Source organism: Onishia taeanensis, from assembly GCF_003268885.1.
In the GTDB taxonomy this organism is placed as follows: domain Bacteria; phylum Pseudomonadota; class Gammaproteobacteria; order Pseudomonadales; family Halomonadaceae; genus Onishia; species Onishia taeanensis_A.
In genome coordinates, this window is record NZ_QLSX01000004.1 from 204,749 (window position 1) to 223,513 (window position 18,765).

An 18,765-nucleotide genomic window follows, 5' to 3' on the forward strand; every position below is an offset into this window, starting at 1 on the left:
CTGAGCCTCTCAGCCTTCCCCACCGTCGGGCCGCGATGACAGCAGCGGCCAGGCGTAGTGCATCAGGAAGACCGCATAAGCGAGGCACCACAGCAGGATGCTCAGGCTCAGCATCCAGTGGGTGACCTGGGGCCATAGCGTCGGCACCAGCGCCCGCAGCGTGGCCGCAAGCAGCATCATGCCCAAGGCCACACCGATCCCCGGCAGGGTCTTGATGGGGCGGCCGGTATGCCCCAGCGAGACCCGCGACAGCATCGACAGGATCATGGTGCCCATGCCGCCCACGGTCAGGGCATGGATCGCCAGCGTCGCCGGCAGCGCCCCTAGGGCGGCCAGGCCGAACATGACGAGCCCCAGGCCAACGAAGGCGTAGCTCGCGTGAAGCCCCCACAGCAGCGGTTCGCGAAGCGTGCGCCCGCCTTCCCAGCGCGCCAGGCGCCACAGATTGGCGAGGCCGGCGGAAATGGCCAACGCCGCCGTCAGGAGCGCCGGCATGACGAGCCCCGCCGCCCCCAGCAGTCCGATCAGCACCAGCGCCGCCACGCCGCCGATGGCCAGTCGCTCCAGCCAGGCGCTGGGCTGGGCCTTCGGCCGTTTCAGACGCAGCGAGGTGAAGAAGGGAATCACCCGCCCCCCGAGCACCACCATCAACAGGGTGATCAGCAGTACCGCGAGGTGGGCACCGGCGCGCACCAGGGTGCCGTCACCGCGGGCGAGCCCCCAGTGCATCAGGGCGTTGGCCACCACCAGCAGCACCAACACCGGCACAAAGATCAGGTTGCGCCACTGCTTCGCCCTGATCACCAGCCGCGCCATCACCCCCGCCACCAGCGGCAGGAAGGCCAGGTCGACCAGCGCGACCGAGAGCCCGTTCGGCGCGCCGGGCGGGCTCATTAGGCCGGGAAAGGCCATCACGAGGCGACCTGCCAGCCACACCAGCACGATGGCGAGCAGCGGCCAGCCATGCAGGCTGCGCTGCCCCGTCCAGTTCTGCACTGCGGTCAGCAGGAAGCCCGCCACGATGGCCGCCACGAAGCCGAACAGCATCTCGTGCTGATGCCACCAGACCATACCGCCCAAGGGCTCAAACAGCAGGCTGCCGTGCCAGAAGGCGCCCCAGGCCAACATGGCCAGCAGGCTGAACAGGGCACCGAACAGGAAGAAGGGGCGAAAAGCCAGCCGCCACAGCGGCATGACCCGGCTCAGGGTCGACGAAATCGGCAGACTACTTTCTCCAGCCATGGTAATGCTCCTCAAGCGGCATCGAGCGAGCGCCCGAAATGCTCGAAGTGGCAGCGATTGTCGGCCGGGAGCAGCCGCGCCAGGATACCGCCGACACCCAGCATATCGTGAAAATTCCGGCTGCCCCGCCCCTCGGGCTCACGCTTGATCGACAGCCGATAGCTACGCCCGTTGGGCATCGCTGATAGGCTGTAATGGCGGCAGACCGGCTTGCCATCGATCACGAGTATCACCCCGATGAACTGCCCCGCTGGCCGACCGGCGTTTCGCGCTCGTAGTGGAACTTCATGTAGACGATGCCCGGCGCCATGACCAGGCACCAGGCCAGCTCTACTTCGTCGTCATAGTGCGGGTCGAAGTGGCGCAGGATCTCGACCAAGGTTTCCATCCACAGATCAAAGAGCGCCGGGCGAATGTCGAGATACTGGCAGTTATGACTTATGGCGACCCGGTCGAGATAATAGTCGGCATGGCACGAACCATAAAAGGCCAGCAGGTGGTAGAAGGATTTCTTGAGCATCGCCTGCTGACGGAGCATGTCGGTGATGCGGAACTTCTCTGCCACCTCTTCGGAGGCCGCGACGAACCTCAGGTAGAAAGCCTCGAAGAAACCCTTCCCTGAGATGTGGCGCGCCAGCACTCTCTCATAGCTGCCGTCGAAGATCGTCTCGATAATCCAAGGCATTCTCCCTGACCACCCACACAGACTATCCAGAGCCGGGTATCCCTTGCTTAAAGCCTAGCCGCAGGCTGGCGCGGCGCCACCTCGTCCGCGATGGAGCATGACCCAGGGCAAGGAAAGCGGAGCGCTTTCTCAACCTCCGTCGCCGGCCTCGCCCAGCGCCTGGCGGCGAATCCGCCAGTCCTCCAGCGCCAGCCGTGCCCGGGCCTGGCGCGCCTGCTCGCGCAGGGCGTCGGAGGGCGTCTCGGTGGCGGCAAGCCCTCGCCCTTCCTGCCAGTCATAGAAGGTCGGCTGTGCCAGGTTGGTCGCCGCCCCCTGCTTGCTCACCAACAAACCTGCGCCACCGTCCTGGCGATTGAACGACAGCGCCATCGGCTTCTCGACCGGTGCATAGAGATCACGCCCGACCCAGGGCACCTCGGCCTTCGAGAGCGAATGCGCCCACAGGGTGGGGAAGATATCGCGGTGACTGGTCCAATCCTCGCGCTGGGCCGTGGCCTGCTGGCGATAGCGCGGCGGCAGCCACACAAGGATCGGCACGCCGAACTGATCGAACAGATCATGGGCATCCGGGTACTGAATGATCGAGCGGGAGTTGTGATCGCCGGTCGCGGCAAAAAGCGTATGCCCGAGCAGGCCATCTGACTCGAGACGGTCCAGGAAGCCGCCCATGGCATCGTTGGCGTATTGATAGGTCTCGAGAATCGAGGTGCCAAATTCGGGCGATACCGCCAACGAATCCCCCAGTTGCGTGACATCCAGCGGCGCCGGCGTGTAGTGATCAGGAACATGGTAGGGAGGATGATTGGTGATCGAGAGCATCACCAGCATCACCTTCTCGCCCCTGGCATCGGCCTCACGCAAGAGTTCGGCGCCGGTGCGGAACATCCACTCGTCATCCAGTCCCCAGGTGCCACCGGTAGCCTCGGGGAAGCGCTCACGAATCGCGCTGGAACCGAGCACCTGATCGAAACCCTGGCGTCTCAGGGCATCGTCGAGGTCACGCCACTGCACCGAGCCCGCGGTCAGGAACACCGTGCGGTAGCCGTCTCGCCGATACGGCAGGGCCGCCGAGGTCGAGAAGCTACGATAGCCATAGCGGCTCTGGGTCAGCGGGCTGATCGGCGTATCCAACAACAGCCCCTCGAGGCTCGGATGGGTGCCGTTCTCCGCCGACAGGGCATGAGGGAAATAGTCCGCCTTACCCTCGAGCCAGGGCCGCAGCCGGCCAAGCAGGTCGTTGCTCTCGGGGTCATCGAAATCCAGCGGTCGGCGTCCCCAGCTTTCCATCAGGCTGACCACCACATGGGGTGGAGCCTCTTCGGCCGCCGGCCGGCGAGGCGTGGTCAGGGTCATGCGCTCAAGCACCTCATCGGCATTGTCGACCTCGGTCCAACCCAGCGCCCGGGCCGCTTCAACCGGCGATGAGAAGCCGTAATGCTCGAGCCCCGCCCGGGGGTTGTCGCCGATATTATTGAGTTCGCGCTCCTTCCATGCCAGGTACAGCGCCTGCGGACCGCTGGGCACCAGATCGTTGACGAAGGCATTGGCCGAGACGGCCATATTCATCTCACGCAGCGGGAAGGTCCCGAGGCTTCCGCGTCCGAGCCCGATGAGCGCGACCAGGCTCACTACCACCATCACGCTCGCACGCGGCCAGCCCAGATGGTGCGATCGGCGACGACTGTCTCGAATACTGTCTCGACGACCTTTTTGACGACCCGTTCGACGGCCATCGCGACGACCGCCGCGGCGCATCCAGGCAAGCTGGGCGCCGGTCATGCCGGCCAGCGCCACCAGCAGTGCCAGCAAGGGATAGTCGCTCCACACCGTATCGATCACCGCCCGGGTGTCGTCTTCGAACAGGCCAAAGATCAGTGAGTTGATTGGTCCCTGATAAAAGCTGAAGAAGAAGTGATTGACCAATGACAGCAAGTTGACCAGCAGCATGCACACCAGCGCCCAGGGAAGCCACAGCCGCCGCCATATGGCGATGAAAGGCCGTGGCAGCACCAGCAGCAGAGTCGCCACTAGCAGCCAGGGGCCGAGCAGTACCGCCATGATCTTGGCGTCAAAGCGCAGGCCGATCCAGAACGCCTGCAGCAGATCAGAGGTAGGAGCGGTGAGCGGCGTCGGGGCATTCATCCACAACAGCAGGCCACGCATCAGGGTCAGCATCGCCACCCCGACCAGCCCAAGGCGCCATAGCTGGCGATTGATCTCGCGCCAATGCCCCCAGCGCGAGACTGTCATTCCATTGTCAATCATTGGTCATTCCATCGTGTTAGGCGACGCGTACTATAACGGCCCATTCAAGGTCTGACGATCCTCAAGGGCTCTCGAAAGCCCCCTCGAAAGCCCCCTCGAAAGGCCCTGCTTAACGCAGGCATGCCCACACGATGGAAGACAGGCAAGGCGCGCGCCTCACTCCAGCCAAGGACTTATCTGGCCTCAAGCGGGCGAGAAGGCCCGAAATGCTCGTAGTGGCGATGGTCTTCGTCGACCCCCAGTGATGTCAGTGACTGATCCATCGCCGTCATGAAGCCCTGAGGGCCAACGAAGAAGCAGTGCGGCTGACCCGCCGGGAGGTAGCGAGCGAGCAGCTCGCGATCGAGACGCCCCACATGATCCGCTTCGGTATTGCCCGTCTCAGCGCGCTCGTAGACGACCGCGCAGGTCAAACGCTCGGGATAGGCCGCCTTCAGCGATGCCAGCTCCTCGGCGAAGGCATGCTGGGCGCGCTCCTGTGCGGCATGCAGGTAGACGACCTCACGGCCCTGCTCCAACCCCTGCGCTGCCAGCGGCAACATCGGCGTCTGGCCAACACCGCCACTGATCAGCATCAGCGGCGTGTCACTTTCTTCGAGGGTTAGTTCCCCGGCCGGCGGCAGCAGTTCAAGAGTGTCGCCGACGCCAAGCACATCGTGCAGATGCCGGCTGACCCGACCCTCAGGCTCACGCTTGATCGACAGCCGGTAGCGCTCACCGTTGGGCGAGGCCGAAAGACTGTAGTGACGATAGACAGGGGCACCGTCGATCATGAGCCGCACCCCGATGAACTGCCCCGGCACGAAATCGGCCACGGGCCCGCCATCTTCTGGGACCAGCACGAAGGAGCGAATCACCGAGCTCTCCTGGCGGGTCGCGTCGATGCGGAAGGTCCGAGTGCCCCGCCAACCGCCCTCACGCTGGGCAAATTCATGATAGCGATGGTCCTCAAGCTCGATCAGCAAGCCTGCCAGTTCCTCGTAGAGCGCTCCCCAGGCATCGGCGACGTCGGGCGTCACGGCATCGCCCAGCACCTCGCCGATGGCCGCCATCAGGCACTCGCCGACGATCGGGTACTGATCGGGACGAATACCCAGCGAGACATGCTTACTGACCACCGTGGCCAGCACCTGCCGGGCACGAGCGGGCTCCCTGCGCAGTTGCACATAGGCCAGCACCGCCCCAGCGAGCGCCTGCGGCTGGGCACCGTCGGCCTGATGCGCCGCATTGAACAGCACAGAGACTTCCGGGTAACGGGAGAACATCAGCGGATAAAAGCGTGACGTAATGGTACCGAGGTGCTCGGCCACCACTGGCGCAGTCGCATCGATCAGACTTTCCTGGTCTTTCGTCAGCATTCAGGCTCTCACTCTTGGTAAAGACGGTTGATAAAGATGCTTGGCTGCAACCCGTTGAGTTACAGCAACGGCGGGGCATCGAGGTAACACTCCGTGCCCTGCTTCTTTATCAATAAGCAATCTTCATGCCAGAAGTGCGCCGCACATTACCAAATCTCTCGCTGCACGCGCCTCATGCGGCTTTCGGCAATGTCCTTCCTGACCAATCAATGATCCTAGGCATGAGAGGTGCCAGCCCGGATTGACAAATTGACAGTAAACATGATGTCTTTATGACCATAAATTGTCATAAGGACATCTCCATGACTGACTTTCTCGATGCCCTACGTGACCTGCTCGCTCGCCTTTCCACAGGCGATGCCGAGGATACCTACCACGATGACTGGACCAGGCTTCTGCATGCGCTGGTCGGTGATACCCAAGCCGATGCCAGCACCCTGATGGTGATGAACCAGGATAGCCTGCGGCCGGTGGCGGTCCTGGGCCTGCCCGATGACGTTCGCGGCCGCCCCTTCCGGCTGCAGGAACACCCTCGCCTGGCTGCCATCGCCTCCCATCCGGGCATCTGTCGCTTTCCGCCCGACAGCGAGCTGCCCGACCCTTTCGATGGCCTGATCGACGAGGACATGAGCCAGGTCCATGACTGCCTGGGCGTTGCACTCAGGGACGGCGATCGGCTGATCGGCTTGCTGACGCTCGATGCTCTGGACGTCCAGGGGCTGGCAAGCCTGGATGATGGCGAGCTGCTGGCCGCCGCGCGCCTGCTTGGCACCTGTCTGCGAGTGGCCGAGCAGCTCAGCACCACCCGCCAGCAGCTCAGCGAGGCCCTGGAGGAAGAGCAACGCAGCGTCCCTCTTCAACAGTGGCACAGCCCCGTCATGGGGCGCCTGATGAACGCCCTGTCATTGGTGGCACCTACCGACATGAGCGTGCTACTGCATGGCGAGACCGGGGTCGGCAAGGAAGCGGTGGCGCGCGCCCTGCATGTCCGCTCCCAACGCCACCGCGGCCCACTCGTGCAGGTCAACTGCGCCGCCCTTCCCGAGCACCTGATCGAAAGTGAGCTGTTTGGCCACCGCCGCGGCGCCTTCTCGGGCGCACACGCCGAACGCCGCGGGCACTTCGCTATGGCCGATGGCGGCACCCTGATGCTCGATGAGGTCGGCGAGCTGCCACTGAGCCTGCAGCCCAAGCTGCTGCGAGTGCTCCAGGAAGGCGAGATTCAGCCGTTGGGCAGCGAGCGTGCTGAACGCATTGATGTGCGCATCATCGCCGTCACCAATCGTGACCTGTCAAGCGAGGTCGAGGCCGGCCGCTTCCGCGAGGACCTCTATCACCGCCTGAACGCTTTTCCTCTTACCGTTCCGCCCCTGCGCGAGCGGCCTGAGGATATCTCACTGCTGGCCGGCCATTTCCTCGAGGACAATCGGATACGGCTCGGTATTGCCAACCTGCGCCTCGACGCTGACGCCATGGCCGCGCTGACGGCCTGGCAGTGGCCGGGCAACATACGCGAGCTCGAACACACTCTGGGCAGAGCGGCGCTGAGGGTCCTTGGCGAGCAGGGAGCCGTAAGCCCCCAGATGAGACGCCAGTCAGTACTCCGTCTATCGCCCCACCACCTGGCGCTGCCCGGCTTACCCGCAAACGAAATTCCCACCTGCGGCGAGACACCAGCCCCCCCCACAGGAGCCAAAAAAGCCACGCTCGATGATGCGGTCGCCTTACCCCTGCGCGAGGCCACCGACGATTTCCAACGCCGCCATATCCAGGCCCACCTCGAGGCGAAATCCGGCAACTGGGCGGCCACCGCCCGAGGACTTTGTATCGATGCCGGCAACCTGCACCGCCTGGCCAGGCGCCTGGGCTTAAAGGACTAGGCAATACAGCGTAGCTCCCAAGGGCATCAAAAGGACATTCAAGGGCATCAAAAGGACATTAACAGGGCATGAAAAAGCCCCGCCACCCAAGGGGGACGGGGCTTTTGGCTGGCAAGATGCTGGCCTTGGCGGCGCCTTAGCGACCCAGCAACGTGCTCACGTCCTTGGCTTCCCAATGCGGGAAGTACTTGCGCACCAGGGCGTTGAGCTCGACTTCGAAGCCCTGCCAGTCGACGTCGCCACCGACCTGACCGCTGCCCTTGGCCGTGCCGCGAATCATGCCAGCCCCGACGGTGACGTTAGTCAGACGGTCGACGACGATGAAGCTGCCGGTGCCCGGGCTCTTGCGATAGTCATCCACCGGCACCTCGGCGGTCAGCTCCACCTGGCAGCGACCGATGGCGTTGAGCTCCAGGCGCTCGGCATCCTTGTGCTCGAGGGTGTTGACGTCGACCTGATAGTCGATGTGACTCACCTGACCGGTCAGGTCACGCGTGGCGAGCTTGAGGTCATAGGGGCGGCCGGGCTCGAGCGCCGCCTCGTGCATCCAGACGATGTCGGCCTCGAAGGCGTTGGACATCGGCACCTCGGCATCGGCAGCGACAATCCAGTCGCCTCGAGAGATGTCGATCTCGTCTTCCAGCGTCACGGTGATCGCCTGGCCCGGGTAGGCTGCTTCCAGGTCGCCTTCGAAGGTGACGATGCGCTCGATCTTGCTCGTCTTGTTGGACGGCAGCGCCTTGACCGCCTGACCGGGACGCAGAATCCCGGCGGCGAGCGTGCCGCAGTAACCGCGGAAGTCGAGGTTCGGGCGATTGACATACTGCACCGGCAGACGCAGATCACTGAGATTCGAGTCGTGGGCGACCTCGACGGTTTCCAGCAACGAAAGCAGCGGTGTGCCCGGTTTTCCATCAACACGGTACCAGGGCATGTTGTCGCTTGCGTTGACCACGTTGTCGCCGGTCAGCGCCGACAGTGGCACGAAGCGAATGTCCGGAGCGTTGAGATTTTCGGCGAAGGCCCGATACTCGGCGACGATCTCGTTGAAGCGGTCTTCGGAGTAGTCGACCAGGTCCATCTTGTTGACCGCGATCACCAGGTGCTGGATGCCCAGCAGGTCGGCGATGTAGCTGTGGCGGCGGGTCTGGGTCTGTACGCCGTAACGGGCATCGATCAGGATCACCGCCAGGCTCGCGGTGGAGGCACCGGTGGCCATGTTGCGGGTGTACTGCTCGTGGCCCGGTGTGTCGGCGATGATGAACTTGCGCCGGTCGGTGGAGAAGAAGCGATAGGCGACATCGATGGTGATGCCCTGCTCCCGCTCGGACTGCAGGCCGTCGACCAGGAGCGCCAGATCGACCTGATCGCCGGTGGTGCCGCTGGTCTTGGAGGCCTGGGTGATGGCGGCAAGCTGATCCTCGTAGATCATCTTGGAGTCGTGCAGGAGCCGCCCGATCAGGGTGGACTTGCCGTCATCGACGCTGCCGCAGGTAATGAAGCGCAACAGGTCCTTGTTCTCGTGCTCGTGCAAGTACTGCTCGATATTGTCGGCGATCAGAGTTGATTGGTGAGACATGACGTATCCCGAAAAAGTCGGGCCGGCGGGCTCGGCGCCTGATGCAGGCGCCAGGGTCAACCGGCGGAAAAAGGCGAACGTAGACACAGGGGGCGCAACGGCCCCGGGCATGGCATCCAGCTGGTTCTAGAAGTAGCCCTCGCGCTTCTTCTTCTCCATCGAGCCGGCCTGGTCGTGGTCGATGGCACGCCCCGAGCGCTCGGAGGTGCGGGTCAAGAGCATCTCCTGAATGATCTCGGGCAGGGTGGTGGCCTTGGATTCCACGGCGCCGGTCAGCGGGTAGCAGCCCAGGGTGCGGAAACGCACCCACTTCTCTTCGGGCACTTCGCCTTCCTCAAGCGGCAGGCGATCATCGTCGACCATGATATCCATGCCATCGCGATGCACCACCGGGCGAGGCGCAGAGAAGTACAGCGGCACGATGGGAATCGATTCCAGGTAGATGTACTGCCAGATGTCGAGCTCGGTCCAGTTGGAAAGCGGGAAGACGCGGATCGACTCACCCTTGTTGACCTTGGCGTTGTAGATGTTCCACAGCTCCGGGCGCTGTTTCTTGGGGTCCCAGCGGTGGAACTTGTCGCGAAAGGAGTAGACGCGCTCCTTGGCGCGGCTGGCCTCCTCGTCGCGACGCGCACCGCCGAAGGCGGCATCGAAGCCGTACTTGTCGAGCGCCTGCTTGAGCGAGGCGGTCTTCATGATGTCGGTGTACTTGGAGCTGCCGTGATCGAACGGATTGATGTTCGCCGCGACGCCTTCCTGGTTGATGTGCTCGATCAGCTCCATGCCCGCCTCGTCAGCCATGCGGTCGCGGAACTTGATCATCTCGCGGAATTTCCAGGTGGTATTGACATGCATCAGCGGGAACGGCGGCGTGCCTGGATAGAAGGCCTTGCGCGCCAGGTGCAGCATCACCGAGGAGTCCTTGCCGATCGAGTAGAGCATTACCGGGTTGGCGAACTCGGCGGCCACCTCACGGATGATATGAATCGACTCGGCTTCGAGCTGCTTCAGATGGGTCAAGCGTTCGGGGGTTAACTCAGTCATCGGCGTTTCGGGCTCTATTGATGGGAGACGAACGGCCGGTAAAGCTCCGCTTCTGGCGGACTCGCGGCAGCGTAATAGCGCTAGGGTAACGAGGCGACGCTGATAACGTCAAAGAATGAAGAACTATCTTTTAAGCTTTAATCGCTATAACGACATCCGCGTTAGGTGATCTTACCCCGACGCATGGGCGGCCGCTCAGGGGATGAAACGATGGGATAAGACGAAACAGTGAGCTTAGAGATCGACCCGCTCGACCCAGGTGGTCAATTCATCAGCGTGGAAATCGACCACTCGATAGCCGGGGCGAGAGGCCTCGTCGACGGCGAAATGCGGTGAGCCGCCCAGGAACTGATCGGTCGTGGACGGGCAGCCGAAAACGGCCACTTCGCCCTCGGCCAGCGACTCGCGGCTGGCGAAGGCCTGGTGAATATGTCCACAGAGGATGGCCCTCACCTGGCCATAGGCGGCGAGGGTCTGCCACAGCGCCTCGCGATCCTGAAGGCCGATGGCGTCCATCCAGGCCGAGCCGATGGCCACCGGTGGATGGTGCATCACCAGCATGGTCGGGCGTTCATCGCCCTCGAGATGTTCGGCCAGCGCCTGCAGCTTGGCCTGGCCAAGCTCGCCGTGGGGCTGACCGTTGACGCGGGTATCGAGCAGCAGCAGGCGCCAGTGGCCCAGATCGACTTCAGCGTTGAGCTCGCGATGCTCTACCATCAGCTCGGGCTGGTCGTGATTGCCGGGCAGCCAGAACCAGGGACAGCCCAGAGACGCGAAGGCCGCCTGGGCGTGAGCGTAGGACATCAGAGTCTCATCCTGGCTGACGTCACCGGTCACCAGCAGGACGTCCGGGCGCTTTGCTTGGGCATGCTCAAGCACCGCATGCAGCTGGCGCAGCGGAAAGCCGGTGCGTGAGCGCGCCTCGGGATCGGCGTGGAGATGCGTATCGGTGACCTGAACCAGTCGCATCAGCGCAGCACCGGGGCGTCCAGGGAGTGACCATGCGCCATGCCGTGCTCGAGCCATTCGCCCAGGAAGCGGTTGAGCTGGAGCTTTTCATCGGGCTGGTGCATGCGCGCGTTGGGGTAGCGATAGCGGCCATGGAAATGGCGCTGACGCTGGAAATCGGTGACTTCGGCCATGCGCACGTCATGGTAGAGGTGAACCCGCATGCAGGGCGGATCGATGACGGCATCGAGAACCCCGGACTGGCTGACCCGCACGATGGTGGTGTAGGGGGCGCACTCGAGCACCTCGAGATGCAGGGTGCCAAAGCGCTGCTCGCGCCCGGACAGGGCGACCTCGCGGCGCTCTCCGGCACCCAGCTCGCCCAACAGGCGGCTGAGCCGCAGGTAGTTGGCGCTGCATTCGCCCTGCAGGGTCTTCAGATCGGTGACATAGGCGGTTCTGGCCACAGGGTTACCTCCGTGCGCGCAGTGAGGCCCGCTCGCGCGCCAACCAATGGAAGGCGATCAGGCACATGGCATTGTCGAGTCGGCCGGCGTCGAGCAGCTCCCAAGCCTTCAGATACGGTATCACATGCACCTGAATGTCCTCATGTTCCTCGTCGAGCCCGTGCACGCCGCCAAGCCCAGCGCTATCCACCAGGCCACAGAACAGGGTGACCCGCTCGTTGCAGGCGCCGGGGCTCGGGTAGTAGCTGTGTAGCTCGATCAGCTCGCCGATCGGGCAGTTGGCTTCTTCGATGGCTTCACGTCTTGCCACCTCGGCCGGGCTTTCTCCAGGCTTTATCAGCCCCGCCACGGGCTCGAGCTTCCAGGGGCTGACCGCATCATCCAGGGCGCCAGCGCGGATCTGTTCGACCAGCACCACGGCATCGCGCTCGACATCGTAAAGCAGCACGCCCACAGCATCGAAGCGCACGTGCACCTCGCGCACCACCTCATCGCTCCATCCTCCCTCGAAGCGCCGATGGCGAAGGCGCCGGCGCTCGAGGCGAAAGAAGCCCTGGTGAAGGCATTCGTCTTCCAGACGCTCGACGTCGGCCGGGCCGAAACGCGGCGGGTCAAGCTCGGGAGTCGGGTCGTGATGCTCGCCCATCGGGCCTCCGGGTCGAAATCAAAGAAGTCATTATCCTGACCCGACCACGCCCTGCCAACCTTGGCCATAACGTCAGCGACGCAATTCAGGGCTCGTCGCGGGGTGGGAAACGCACGTCGAAGCCGCGCGCATCGAGCTGGCGCACCTCTTGAGGACGGCCCTGCTCATCGAGCCGCACCAGGCCAATACCGGCGCCATTCCACAGCCGCTCGCCGGCGTTGGCCCGGTCAGGATCACGGGGACGAATACGCAGGGCACGACGCTTGGTGAGTCGGTTGAGTGGCGAGCGCGGTGCATACAGCCAGCGATTCAGGCGATCGAACCAGTCGAGCAGGGTATCGGGGAAGGTGTTCTTCAGCCCGCTCGAGGTGATCTGCCAAAGCTGCGGCCCCCGTTGACGGTGTCGCACTTCGATATCGTAGGCGAAGGAATAGTGCACGTCGCCGGACAGAATCACGTAGTTCCCTGGCGTGCGCGAATGACGAAAGATGTTGAGCATCACGCTGGCCGCCCCGCGGTGGGCCATCCAGTTCTCGGCATCCACCAGCAGCGGCTTGCCGGCCAAAGCGAAGAGCTTCTGTACGGCCTCGATCAGCTTGACGCCGAACATCGGCGCCGGCGACACGATCAGCACCGAGGGTTCATCGAGCAGCTCCTGCTGCAGATCGCACAAGGCCTCCCAGTCCATCAGCCCCGAGGGGCGATGGCGTCGCACCTCGCTGCGCCAGCGTCGGGTGCGGGTGTCGAGCATCAAAAGCTTGGGCGTGCCGGGGACGATGACCTCCCAGCCCTGGAAGCGCAGCAATCGGGCGATCACCGCATCCTGAGATGCGGCCTCAAGCCAGCCCACGCTAGCGCTTGCCGGTATCTCGGTTGATACCCCAGGGCTTGCATCCTGGCCGTCGCCTGGCGTCTCTGCCTTGGCCAGCAGATTGGCTAGGTCATCGACTGGCGTCTCTGCCTTGGCCAGCAGATTGGCTAGGTCATCGACTGGCGTCGCCATCCGGTCAGGGTCATTTCCCCAGCCCTGGCAGAGCAAATAGGCCAGCAGCGCGTTACCGATGATGCGACGCGAGAAGTCATGGCCGTAAGCGGTTTCTTCCCAGGCCGCCGTGAGGTTCCAGTCATCGGTGACGTCATGATCGTCAAAGATCATCAGGGTCGGCACATTGGCCATTAACCGTGCCACCGACGGTAAACCCGCCACGAACGCCTCGACCACCGACGCTTCCTGGTCGTACTGCTCGCGGTTACTTGCCTCGAGGGCTGGCACGGCCGGAGTGATCAACCACCAGGGCACCGGCGACCAGGCCAGCAGGTACATGGCCAGCATTTCGGCGAAGGTGATCAGATGATTGTGCGCATTCGCGGTCGTAAAGATCGGCTTGCGCACCCCACCGAAGAAGCGCTCTCGCAGAGCCTCGGTAGCGTAAACGTCGGGCAGCAGCGCTTCGCGGGCATAGTAGCCCTTGGACGAGGCATAGAGATCAGTACTGCTTTTCACCTCGGCGCCTTCAAGGGTCTCATCGACCAGTCCCAGGCGCGCGATCAGCGCATGAATGGCGGCGAGCATGGGCCCCGCGACATCGTCGGCATATACCTGGTCGCCGGTCATCAACAGCCAGGCCGGCCGCTCGTCGGCTTCATTCCAGCGCTCGCCCAGCCACTCATCGGCACGCACGAGACCGTCACCGCCAGGATGGTGAGGCTTGCGACAGGAACCGTGCAGCAGCTGACGAATACGGGACGCGATCACGAAGCCGGGCAGCCCGGCTCCATCACGACTACCTCGATGGCCGGCAGCTGCACAACGGGTATCTTCATAACCGAGGTGAGGCGCCCACTCGGTGATACTGCGGGCGTTGGCCGGCGCATCCCGAATCACCAGGTCGTAGTCGATGCGCACGTCCTGTGGCAGTGGCGTCACGAGCGTCACGTCGATCAGATGCACGACTGCATGGCGGCCCACCGGCAGGCAGCGGCAGCAGGATTCATCGAGCAGCAGCCGCCGCTCTTCGCTTTCGTCGGCTGGAATCAGGATGAGTTCCAGGGGCAACTCACGACTGCCCACCAACCACAGCACCAGCCGCTCAGGGCTAGAGCGACGCAGCAGCGGGCCGGCGATTACATCAGGCAAAGGGGTTTGGTCATCAGTCGTCATCATGGGCACCAAGAGTAGCGCAGCCACTGGCACCGCGTCTTGCCCGCAATGGCGTTTACACCTTGTTGCCTAGATCATGCCCCGGGTGCCGCTGGCTATCCCAACTTGCCATCTCAACTTGCCATCTCAACTTGCTATCCCAGATCGGCAAGCAGACGGCGGGCTTTTTCGCGCAGGGCCGCATCCGTGGCGGCGCGCGCCGGACGAGCTTGGCCATTGACGGCTTGCTCGAGATGCATGCGGGCAGCATCCATGCGCCCCTGGTCCTCAAGGAAGGTGGCAAAGTAGAAATGCACGTCGATGCCCTGGGGACGAATGGTCAGCGCACGCTTGAACATGCGCTCGGCGGTGGCGTCATCGCCAAAGGCCAGCGGCCAGCCCGGCGCCCGATCATAGAGCGCTCCCAGCGTCACATAGGCCGAGCCCTGGAGCCCATCTGGGTCCAGCGCGACGGCGCGCTCGAGCACCGCTCGGGCGTCCTTGGCAAGCCCCAGAGCCGAAAGTCCGCCCTCGGCGCGCGCCTGGGACGCCAGGATGATCCCCTGCCATACCAGCGGCTCGGCTTGGTTGGGGTAGCGCTCACTCAGCGCTCGGGCATCGGCGGCAAGGCTCTCGAGGGCCTTGGCCTGCTCTGACTCGGGCAATTCGGTACTGACACGCTCGAAGCGTTCGACCAACGCACTCAAGTCGGCTTTCCAGGTATCAGCTGTCGCTTGAGTATCGAGCTGGGATGCCTGCGTACTGGTACTACTGGCCGCCATTGGGTCTTGAGTAACGACGTCGGCCTGGGCAAGCTGCGGTGCAACCAGACAGCCACACAGTAGCAGGGCGGCAAAGCGAGACGATCGAGCTAGCATGGCAAACATCCTCAAACGAGCAGATGGCGGGGATACTGTCTTCACTGCATTCTAACGAACGTTTGATTTTATGCCTGCTCGACTTGCGTCGTAGTCGCGCTCTTTGCATGGCATTGTCTGCCCCCGGGCCTAAGCTAAACGAGGCTTGGCGTATCGACATGTCATGATTAGGGTGCCCGAGAGCCTACCCACGAGCACTATTTCCAATAGAGAGCCGTGTAGCTAGCGGTGGAGAAAGAGATGATGAGACATCTGAAGCTAGACCTGAAGAGAGCCATGCCATGAAGGGTCGCAACATGACGCGCTGGCGGGACCCTTCCAAGGATCCGCGGCAGGAACCCAAGAGCCAACTGATCACCGCCGAGGGTCATGCCCGCCTGAAGGGCATCCTCGATCATCTTTCACGAGTCAAGCGCCCGGAACTTTCGACCAAGGTCGGCGAAGCGGCGGCGCTTGGCGATCGCAGCGAGAACGCCGACTACACCTACAACAAGAAGGAATTGAACCGCGTCATTGCGCGTATCCGCTACCTCACCAAACGACTGGATGAGCTGCAGGTGGTCGATCGCCTGCCGGCCGATACCGGCAAGGTCTATTTCGGGGCCTTCGTGACCCTGGAAGATGAGCAGGGAGAGGAGCTCGAGATTCGCATCGTCGGCCACGACGAAACCCGCAGCGACCTGCGCTGGATCAGCGTCGACGCCCCGCTGGCCAAGGCGCTGATCGGCAAGTCGCTGGACGATGAAGCAACGGTAGCCGCCCCCGCTGGCCAGACCACCTATGTGATCACCGCGATCCAGTACCGCACGCCCAAGCCGAGCTAGGGCGCCTGCGAAACGACGCCCTCTACCACTGAAATGGGGCGCTCCTTGAAGCGCTCAGCCTTGCTTTGCGGGTCGTATTAACGACTTGATAGGGTGCCTCAGTCGTCCAAGGCGTAATCGATCGTCGTGACCACCCGGACCCGCTTGATATCCGGGGTATAGCTGTCCAGGTCGTTGATGGAGAAATACCCTTGGCTAGCACTTCGAATGTGCCCCACGGCGCTGCCAGCATCGTTGGCGAACTGCTCGGCGGCACGCCGTGCATCCTGGGTAGCAGCGGCGATCATCTCGGGCTTGATGGCCTCAAGCCCGGTAAACAAGAACTCGATGCGATACTCGTAGTTGGGTGACAACAACACCCCGTTGCCCACCAGGGTGCCGGTTTTGGGCATGGCAGCCTTGACCCTCGCCACCTTGGGCGTGCGCAGCAGCACGGTAGCTTCGGCGCGATAGCGTTCCTCGGGAGGCGGCTGACCGTAGCTCTCGGCCTGCAGGTCACGCACATTGGGCGGCGTGACACTGATGTTGCCGGCGTCAAACCCTTCGGCGATCAGAAAGTCGCGGATGCGCTCCTCAGAGGCCGCCATTTCCGCCTGCAAGGGCCCCAGCTGGTCGCCCGTTACGCTGAAGTGAAGCGGCCACAGGGCGAGATCGGCGGGTACCTGCCGCTCGGCCAGCCCCTTGACCGTCACGACGCGATCGGCCTGTTTCCACACCTGAGCGGCGGCGCGAATATAACTGCCACCCCACACCAGCCCCAGCATCAACAGGCAGCCTAGAATCAAGGCCCCAATGATCCGACCCATGGTCATGACGAGCACTCCTTGCACGATAAACGGATCGCCTAAGCATGCTACCCGTTGGCTTTTTTCGCCAGATAAACCCGAAACCGCCGGTCATCGGCGAGAATCTGGAAGTTGCCGAAAGCGGCCTCGAGCAGGTCCGGATAAGGCAAAAAAGCATTGGCAACCAGCACCAGTCGCCCACCGGCGGCCAGATGCGCCGGCGCCTCGCGGATCAGCCGCGCCGCCGGGCCATAGTCAATGGCCCGTTCCTGGTGGAACGGCGGGTTGCTGACGATGAGATCGAAGCACCGGCCCTCGAGCCGGGAATAAACATCGCTTTCAAGCGCCTCACCGGGAAGCTGATTGGCGGCCAGGGTGCGACGTGTCGCCTCTACCGCGAAGGCGTTGACGTCCACCGCCGTGACCACAGCACCGCGACGTGCCAGCCAGGCCGCCAGGATGCCGTCGCCACAGCCCACGTCCAGCACCGAGTCTTCCGCTTCGCCCTCGCTCTGGCACTTGGCAGCGGCATCAATAGCCGGCAACACCTCCGGCAGGGTATCGAGCAGCAGCCGAGTGCCATCATCGAGCTTGCCGTGACCAAACACGCCCGGGTGGCTGGCAAGCGTTAGCCCCTCAGCCTCGAAGCGGGTCCAGGCCAGGTCCGGGTCCAGGCCGACCGGCTCGAGGTGCGTTTCGAAGAGGGTGCAGCGGCGGGCGCTGTCGCGCTTGCGACAACCAAGCCCCAGAGACGCCAGCACCTTGAGGGCACGCTTAACGCCGCCATTGTTCTCGCCGACCACCTGCAAGGGCGTGCCGGCCGGCAAGGCCTGGCAGAGCCTGAGTAGCCACCACTCTCCCAGCGCATGGCTCTTGGGCCAGAACAGCACTGCCCCGGGCGGTACATCCGGGGTCTCCTGCAAGGCCGATAGCGCCACCTTACCGCGGTTCCGCCAGGCTTCCACGACGCTGTGATCGGCAGACAGCAGGCGCCCTTCGGCTTCTTCCAGCCACGCATCCCGGGGCGGCGCCACCCACAGCCAGTCGCGGTAGTCCATGGATTGGCGTTCCAGCAGCTGGCAAACGGCGGTCTCGGCGGGCATCTGTCAGGCTCCCTGGGATTATGAAGAGGGCGATGAAGAGGGCGATGAAGAGGAGGATGAGGTAGCGTCGACGGCAGCGGCCGGCCGAGTCAGGGTGTACAGCAGGTAGCGGCCCAGACGCCAATGGGGTTCGGCATCGCAGTAGCGCCGCTCGAGCTCCACCAGCTTGGCAAGGGCGGCGGAATCGAGCTCGCGGGTCTGCAGGTAGTCATGGAAGATGCGCACCCCGGCCCGCGCCTTAATGGTAAGCCCCGCTTCGCCGGCCCAGGTCTCGATCTGGCCATTTGTCAGCGGCGAGATCGGCGTGAGGCGCTGTCGCTGGCCGGTGCCCGCGAGACGATCCGCCAGCACCTTGTCGAGATTACCTTTAACCACGTTGGAGAGTCGCAGGGCATCGCGATTGAAGACCATCAACGACAGCTGGCCGCCAGGGGCAAGTGCCTCTGCCAGTCGCATGAAGGCATCACGCGGATCGAACAGCCATTCGAGCACCGCATGACAGACGATCAGCGGCCAGGGTCCCGGTGCCAGCTCGGCAAGGTCCTGCAGCGGAGCCTGGATCAGCTCGACCTGGGTATCGGCCAGTGCTTGCCGAGCGAGTGCCAGCATCTCTCCGGAGGGCTCGAGCAGCGTTACCGGATGGTTGCGCTGAGCGAACCAGCGCGCCATCTGCCCAAGCCCCCCGCCTACATCCAGTACCGGTTGGCGAGCGAGCTCGAGATGGCGTGGTAGCCAATGGTCAAGCACGGCGAGGCGAATATCGCCCCGTGCGCTGCCGTATAGCCCTGCAGCGAACTTATCGGCCAAACCGTCAAAGTAGCGATCACCATGCTCGGACAGATACGCCGCCGGGGAATGAGAGGAAGAGTTGGCGACCATCAGGGCTCCGAACAAGAAGAAATCAGACGCTCATTCTATCTG

Annotated in this window: 17 protein-coding genes; 2 read left to right on the plus strand and 15 right to left on the minus strand. The window is 63.5% G+C overall.

What is annotated here, in order from left to right:
- Window positions 1-9: 9 nt before the first annotated feature.
- The 5 genes from BCL93_RS07560 to hmpA all read right to left on the minus strand — a co-directional run bounded on the left by BCL93_RS07560 (window position 10) and on the right by hmpA (window position 5,550).
- On the minus strand, window positions 10-1,242 hold the full coding sequence (locus BCL93_RS07560) for an NnrS family protein (RefSeq protein ID WP_181463055.1): 1,233 nt from the start codon (window positions 1,240-1,242) through the stop codon (window positions 10-12).
- 11 nt (window positions 1,243-1,253) lie between these two features.
- Window positions 1,254-1,466 (minus strand): hypothetical protein, encoded by a 213-nt coding sequence (locus BCL93_RS07565; protein ID WP_258396089.1) that lies wholly within the window; start codon window positions 1,464-1,466, stop codon window positions 1,254-1,256.
- A 5-nt stretch (window positions 1,467-1,471) separates the two neighbouring features.
- The gene (locus BCL93_RS07570; protein WP_112054673.1) at window positions 1,472-1,927 is read right to left on the minus strand and encodes a globin; all 456 of its coding nucleotides are present in this window, start codon (window positions 1,925-1,927) and stop codon (window positions 1,472-1,474) included.
- A gap of 129 nt (window positions 1,928-2,056) precedes the next feature.
- Complete coding sequence (locus BCL93_RS07575) at window positions 2,057-4,192, minus strand: LTA synthase family protein (RefSeq protein WP_112054674.1); 2,136 nt, start codon at window positions 4,190-4,192, stop codon at window positions 2,057-2,059.
- Window positions 4,193-4,365: 173 nt separating this feature from the next.
- Window positions 4,366-5,550 carry an NO-inducible flavohemoprotein gene (hmpA, locus tag BCL93_RS07580; RefSeq protein ID WP_112054675.1) on the minus strand — a complete coding sequence of 395 codons (1,185 nt, stop codon included), beginning with the start codon at window positions 5,548-5,550 and terminating at the stop codon, window positions 4,366-4,368.
- A gap of 302 nt (window positions 5,551-5,852) precedes the next feature.
- Here hmpA and norR point away from each other — a divergent pair, with 302 nt between their 5' ends.
- The gene (norR, locus tag BCL93_RS07585) at window positions 5,853-7,430 is read left to right on the plus strand and encodes a nitric oxide reductase transcriptional regulator NorR (protein ID WP_112054676.1); all 1,578 of its coding nucleotides are present in this window, start codon (window positions 5,853-5,855) and stop codon (window positions 7,428-7,430) included.
- Between the two features lie 136 nt (window positions 7,431-7,566).
- On the opposite strand, the gene cysN is transcribed toward norR, so the two are convergent.
- The 7 genes from cysN to BCL93_RS07620 form a co-directional block, all read right to left on the minus strand.
- The gene (gene cysN / locus BCL93_RS07590; protein ID WP_112054677.1) at window positions 7,567-9,009 is read right to left on the minus strand and encodes a sulfate adenylyltransferase subunit CysN; all 1,443 of its coding nucleotides are present in this window, start codon (window positions 9,007-9,009) and stop codon (window positions 7,567-7,569) included.
- A 126-nt stretch (window positions 9,010-9,135) separates the two neighbouring features.
- Window positions 9,136-10,053 carry a sulfate adenylyltransferase subunit CysD gene (gene cysD / locus BCL93_RS07595; RefSeq protein WP_112054678.1) on the minus strand — a complete coding sequence of 306 codons (918 nt, stop codon included), beginning with the start codon at window positions 10,051-10,053 and terminating at the stop codon, window positions 9,136-9,138.
- Between the two features lie 234 nt (window positions 10,054-10,287).
- Window positions 10,288-11,022 (minus strand): metallophosphoesterase, encoded by a 735-nt coding sequence (locus tag BCL93_RS07600; RefSeq protein WP_112054679.1) that lies wholly within the window; start codon window positions 11,020-11,022, stop codon window positions 10,288-10,290.
- Window positions 11,022-11,468: a DUF1249 domain-containing protein gene (locus BCL93_RS07605; protein WP_112054680.1), complete on the minus strand. Its 447-nt coding sequence runs from the start codon at window positions 11,466-11,468 to the stop codon at window positions 11,022-11,024. Before BCL93_RS07605 ends, BCL93_RS07600 begins: the two co-directional genes overlap by 1 nt.
- A gap of 4 nt (window positions 11,469-11,472) precedes the next feature.
- Complete coding sequence (locus BCL93_RS07610) at window positions 11,473-12,114, minus strand: NUDIX domain-containing protein (protein WP_112054681.1); 642 nt, start codon at window positions 12,112-12,114, stop codon at window positions 11,473-11,475.
- An 85-nt stretch (window positions 12,115-12,199) separates the two neighbouring features.
- The gene (locus BCL93_RS07615; RefSeq protein WP_112054755.1) at window positions 12,200-14,275 is read right to left on the minus strand and encodes an alkaline phosphatase family protein; all 2,076 of its coding nucleotides are present in this window, start codon (window positions 14,273-14,275) and stop codon (window positions 12,200-12,202) included.
- A gap of 134 nt (window positions 14,276-14,409) precedes the next feature.
- On the minus strand, window positions 14,410-15,132 hold the full coding sequence (locus BCL93_RS07620; protein ID WP_245696302.1) for a hypothetical protein: 723 nt from the start codon (window positions 15,130-15,132) through the stop codon (window positions 14,410-14,412).
- A gap of 281 nt (window positions 15,133-15,413) precedes the next feature.
- On the opposite strand from BCL93_RS07620, the gene greB reads away from it, so the two are divergent.
- Window positions 15,414-15,956, plus strand: coding sequence for a transcription elongation factor GreB (gene greB / locus BCL93_RS07625; protein WP_112054682.1), 543 nt, complete (start codon window positions 15,414-15,416; stop codon window positions 15,954-15,956).
- Window positions 15,957-16,054: 98 nt separating this feature from the next.
- Here greB and BCL93_RS07630 read toward each other — a convergent pair whose 3' ends face one another.
- Genes BCL93_RS07630 through BCL93_RS07640 form a run of 3 tightly spaced genes read right to left on the minus strand, consistent with a single transcriptional unit; the run spans window position 16,055 to window position 18,723 of the window.
- Window positions 16,055-16,768 carry an SIMPL domain-containing protein gene (locus tag BCL93_RS07630; RefSeq protein ID WP_220086250.1) on the minus strand — a complete coding sequence of 238 codons (714 nt, stop codon included), beginning with the start codon at window positions 16,766-16,768 and terminating at the stop codon, window positions 16,055-16,057.
- A gap of 41 nt (window positions 16,769-16,809) precedes the next feature.
- Complete coding sequence (locus BCL93_RS07635) at window positions 16,810-17,844, minus strand: methyltransferase (RefSeq protein ID WP_112054683.1); 1,035 nt, start codon at window positions 17,842-17,844, stop codon at window positions 16,810-16,812.
- A gap of 18 nt (window positions 17,845-17,862) precedes the next feature.
- Complete coding sequence (locus BCL93_RS07640) at window positions 17,863-18,723, minus strand: methyltransferase domain-containing protein (RefSeq protein WP_112054684.1); 861 nt, start codon at window positions 18,721-18,723, stop codon at window positions 17,863-17,865.
- Between the last annotated feature and the right edge of the window lie 42 nt (window positions 18,724-18,765).

What these genes read in the sequence shown, in the direction of transcription:
- BCL93_RS07610 (WP_112054681.1), bottom strand. Translation starts at nt 12,114, where the DNA reads ATGGGCGAGCATCACGACCCGACTCCCGAGCTTGACCCGCCGCGTTTC.
- BCL93_RS07615 (WP_112054755.1), bottom strand. Translation starts at nt 14,275, where the DNA reads ATGACGACTGATGACCAAACCCCTTTGCCTGATGTAATCGCCGGCCCG.
- BCL93_RS07640 (WP_112054684.1), bottom strand. Translation starts at nt 18,723, where the DNA reads ATGGTCGCCAACTCTTCCTCTCATTCCCCGGCGGCGTATCTGTCCGAG.
- cysD (WP_112054678.1), bottom strand. Translation starts at nt 10,053, where the DNA reads ATGACTGAGTTAACCCCCGAACGCTTGACCCATCTGAAGCAGCTCGAA.
- BCL93_RS07575 (WP_112054674.1), bottom strand. Translation starts at nt 4,192, where the DNA reads ATGATTGACAATGGAATGACAGTCTCGCGCTGGGGGCATTGGCGCGAG.
- BCL93_RS07600 (WP_112054679.1), bottom strand. Translation starts at nt 11,022, where the DNA reads ATGCGACTGGTTCAGGTCACCGATACGCATCTCCACGCCGATCCCGAG.
- BCL93_RS07560 (WP_181463055.1), bottom strand. Translation starts at nt 1,242, where the DNA reads ATGGCTGGAGAAAGTAGTCTGCCGATTTCGTCGACCCTGAGCCGGGTC.
- BCL93_RS07635 (WP_112054683.1), bottom strand. Translation starts at nt 17,844, where the DNA reads ATGCCCGCCGAGACCGCCGTTTGCCAGCTGCTGGAACGCCAATCCATG.
- BCL93_RS07630 (WP_220086250.1), bottom strand. Translation starts at nt 16,768, where the DNA reads ATGACCATGGGTCGGATCATTGGGGCCTTGATTCTAGGCTGCCTGTTG.
- hmpA (WP_112054675.1), bottom strand. Translation starts at nt 5,550, where the DNA reads ATGCTGACGAAAGACCAGGAAAGTCTGATCGATGCGACTGCGCCAGTG.
- norR (WP_112054676.1), top strand. Translation starts at nt 5,853, where the DNA reads ATGACTGACTTTCTCGATGCCCTACGTGACCTGCTCGCTCGCCTTTCC.
- greB (WP_112054682.1), top strand. Translation starts at nt 15,414, where the DNA reads ATGAAGGGTCGCAACATGACGCGCTGGCGGGACCCTTCCAAGGATCCG.
- BCL93_RS07620 (WP_245696302.1), bottom strand. Translation starts at nt 15,132, where the DNA reads ATGCTAGCTCGATCGTCTCGCTTTGCCGCCCTGCTACTGTGTGGCTGT.
- BCL93_RS07570 (WP_112054673.1), bottom strand. Translation starts at nt 1,927, where the DNA reads ATGCCTTGGATTATCGAGACGATCTTCGACGGCAGCTATGAGAGAGTG.
- cysN (WP_112054677.1), bottom strand. Translation starts at nt 9,009, where the DNA reads ATGTCTCACCAATCAACTCTGATCGCCGACAATATCGAGCAGTACTTG.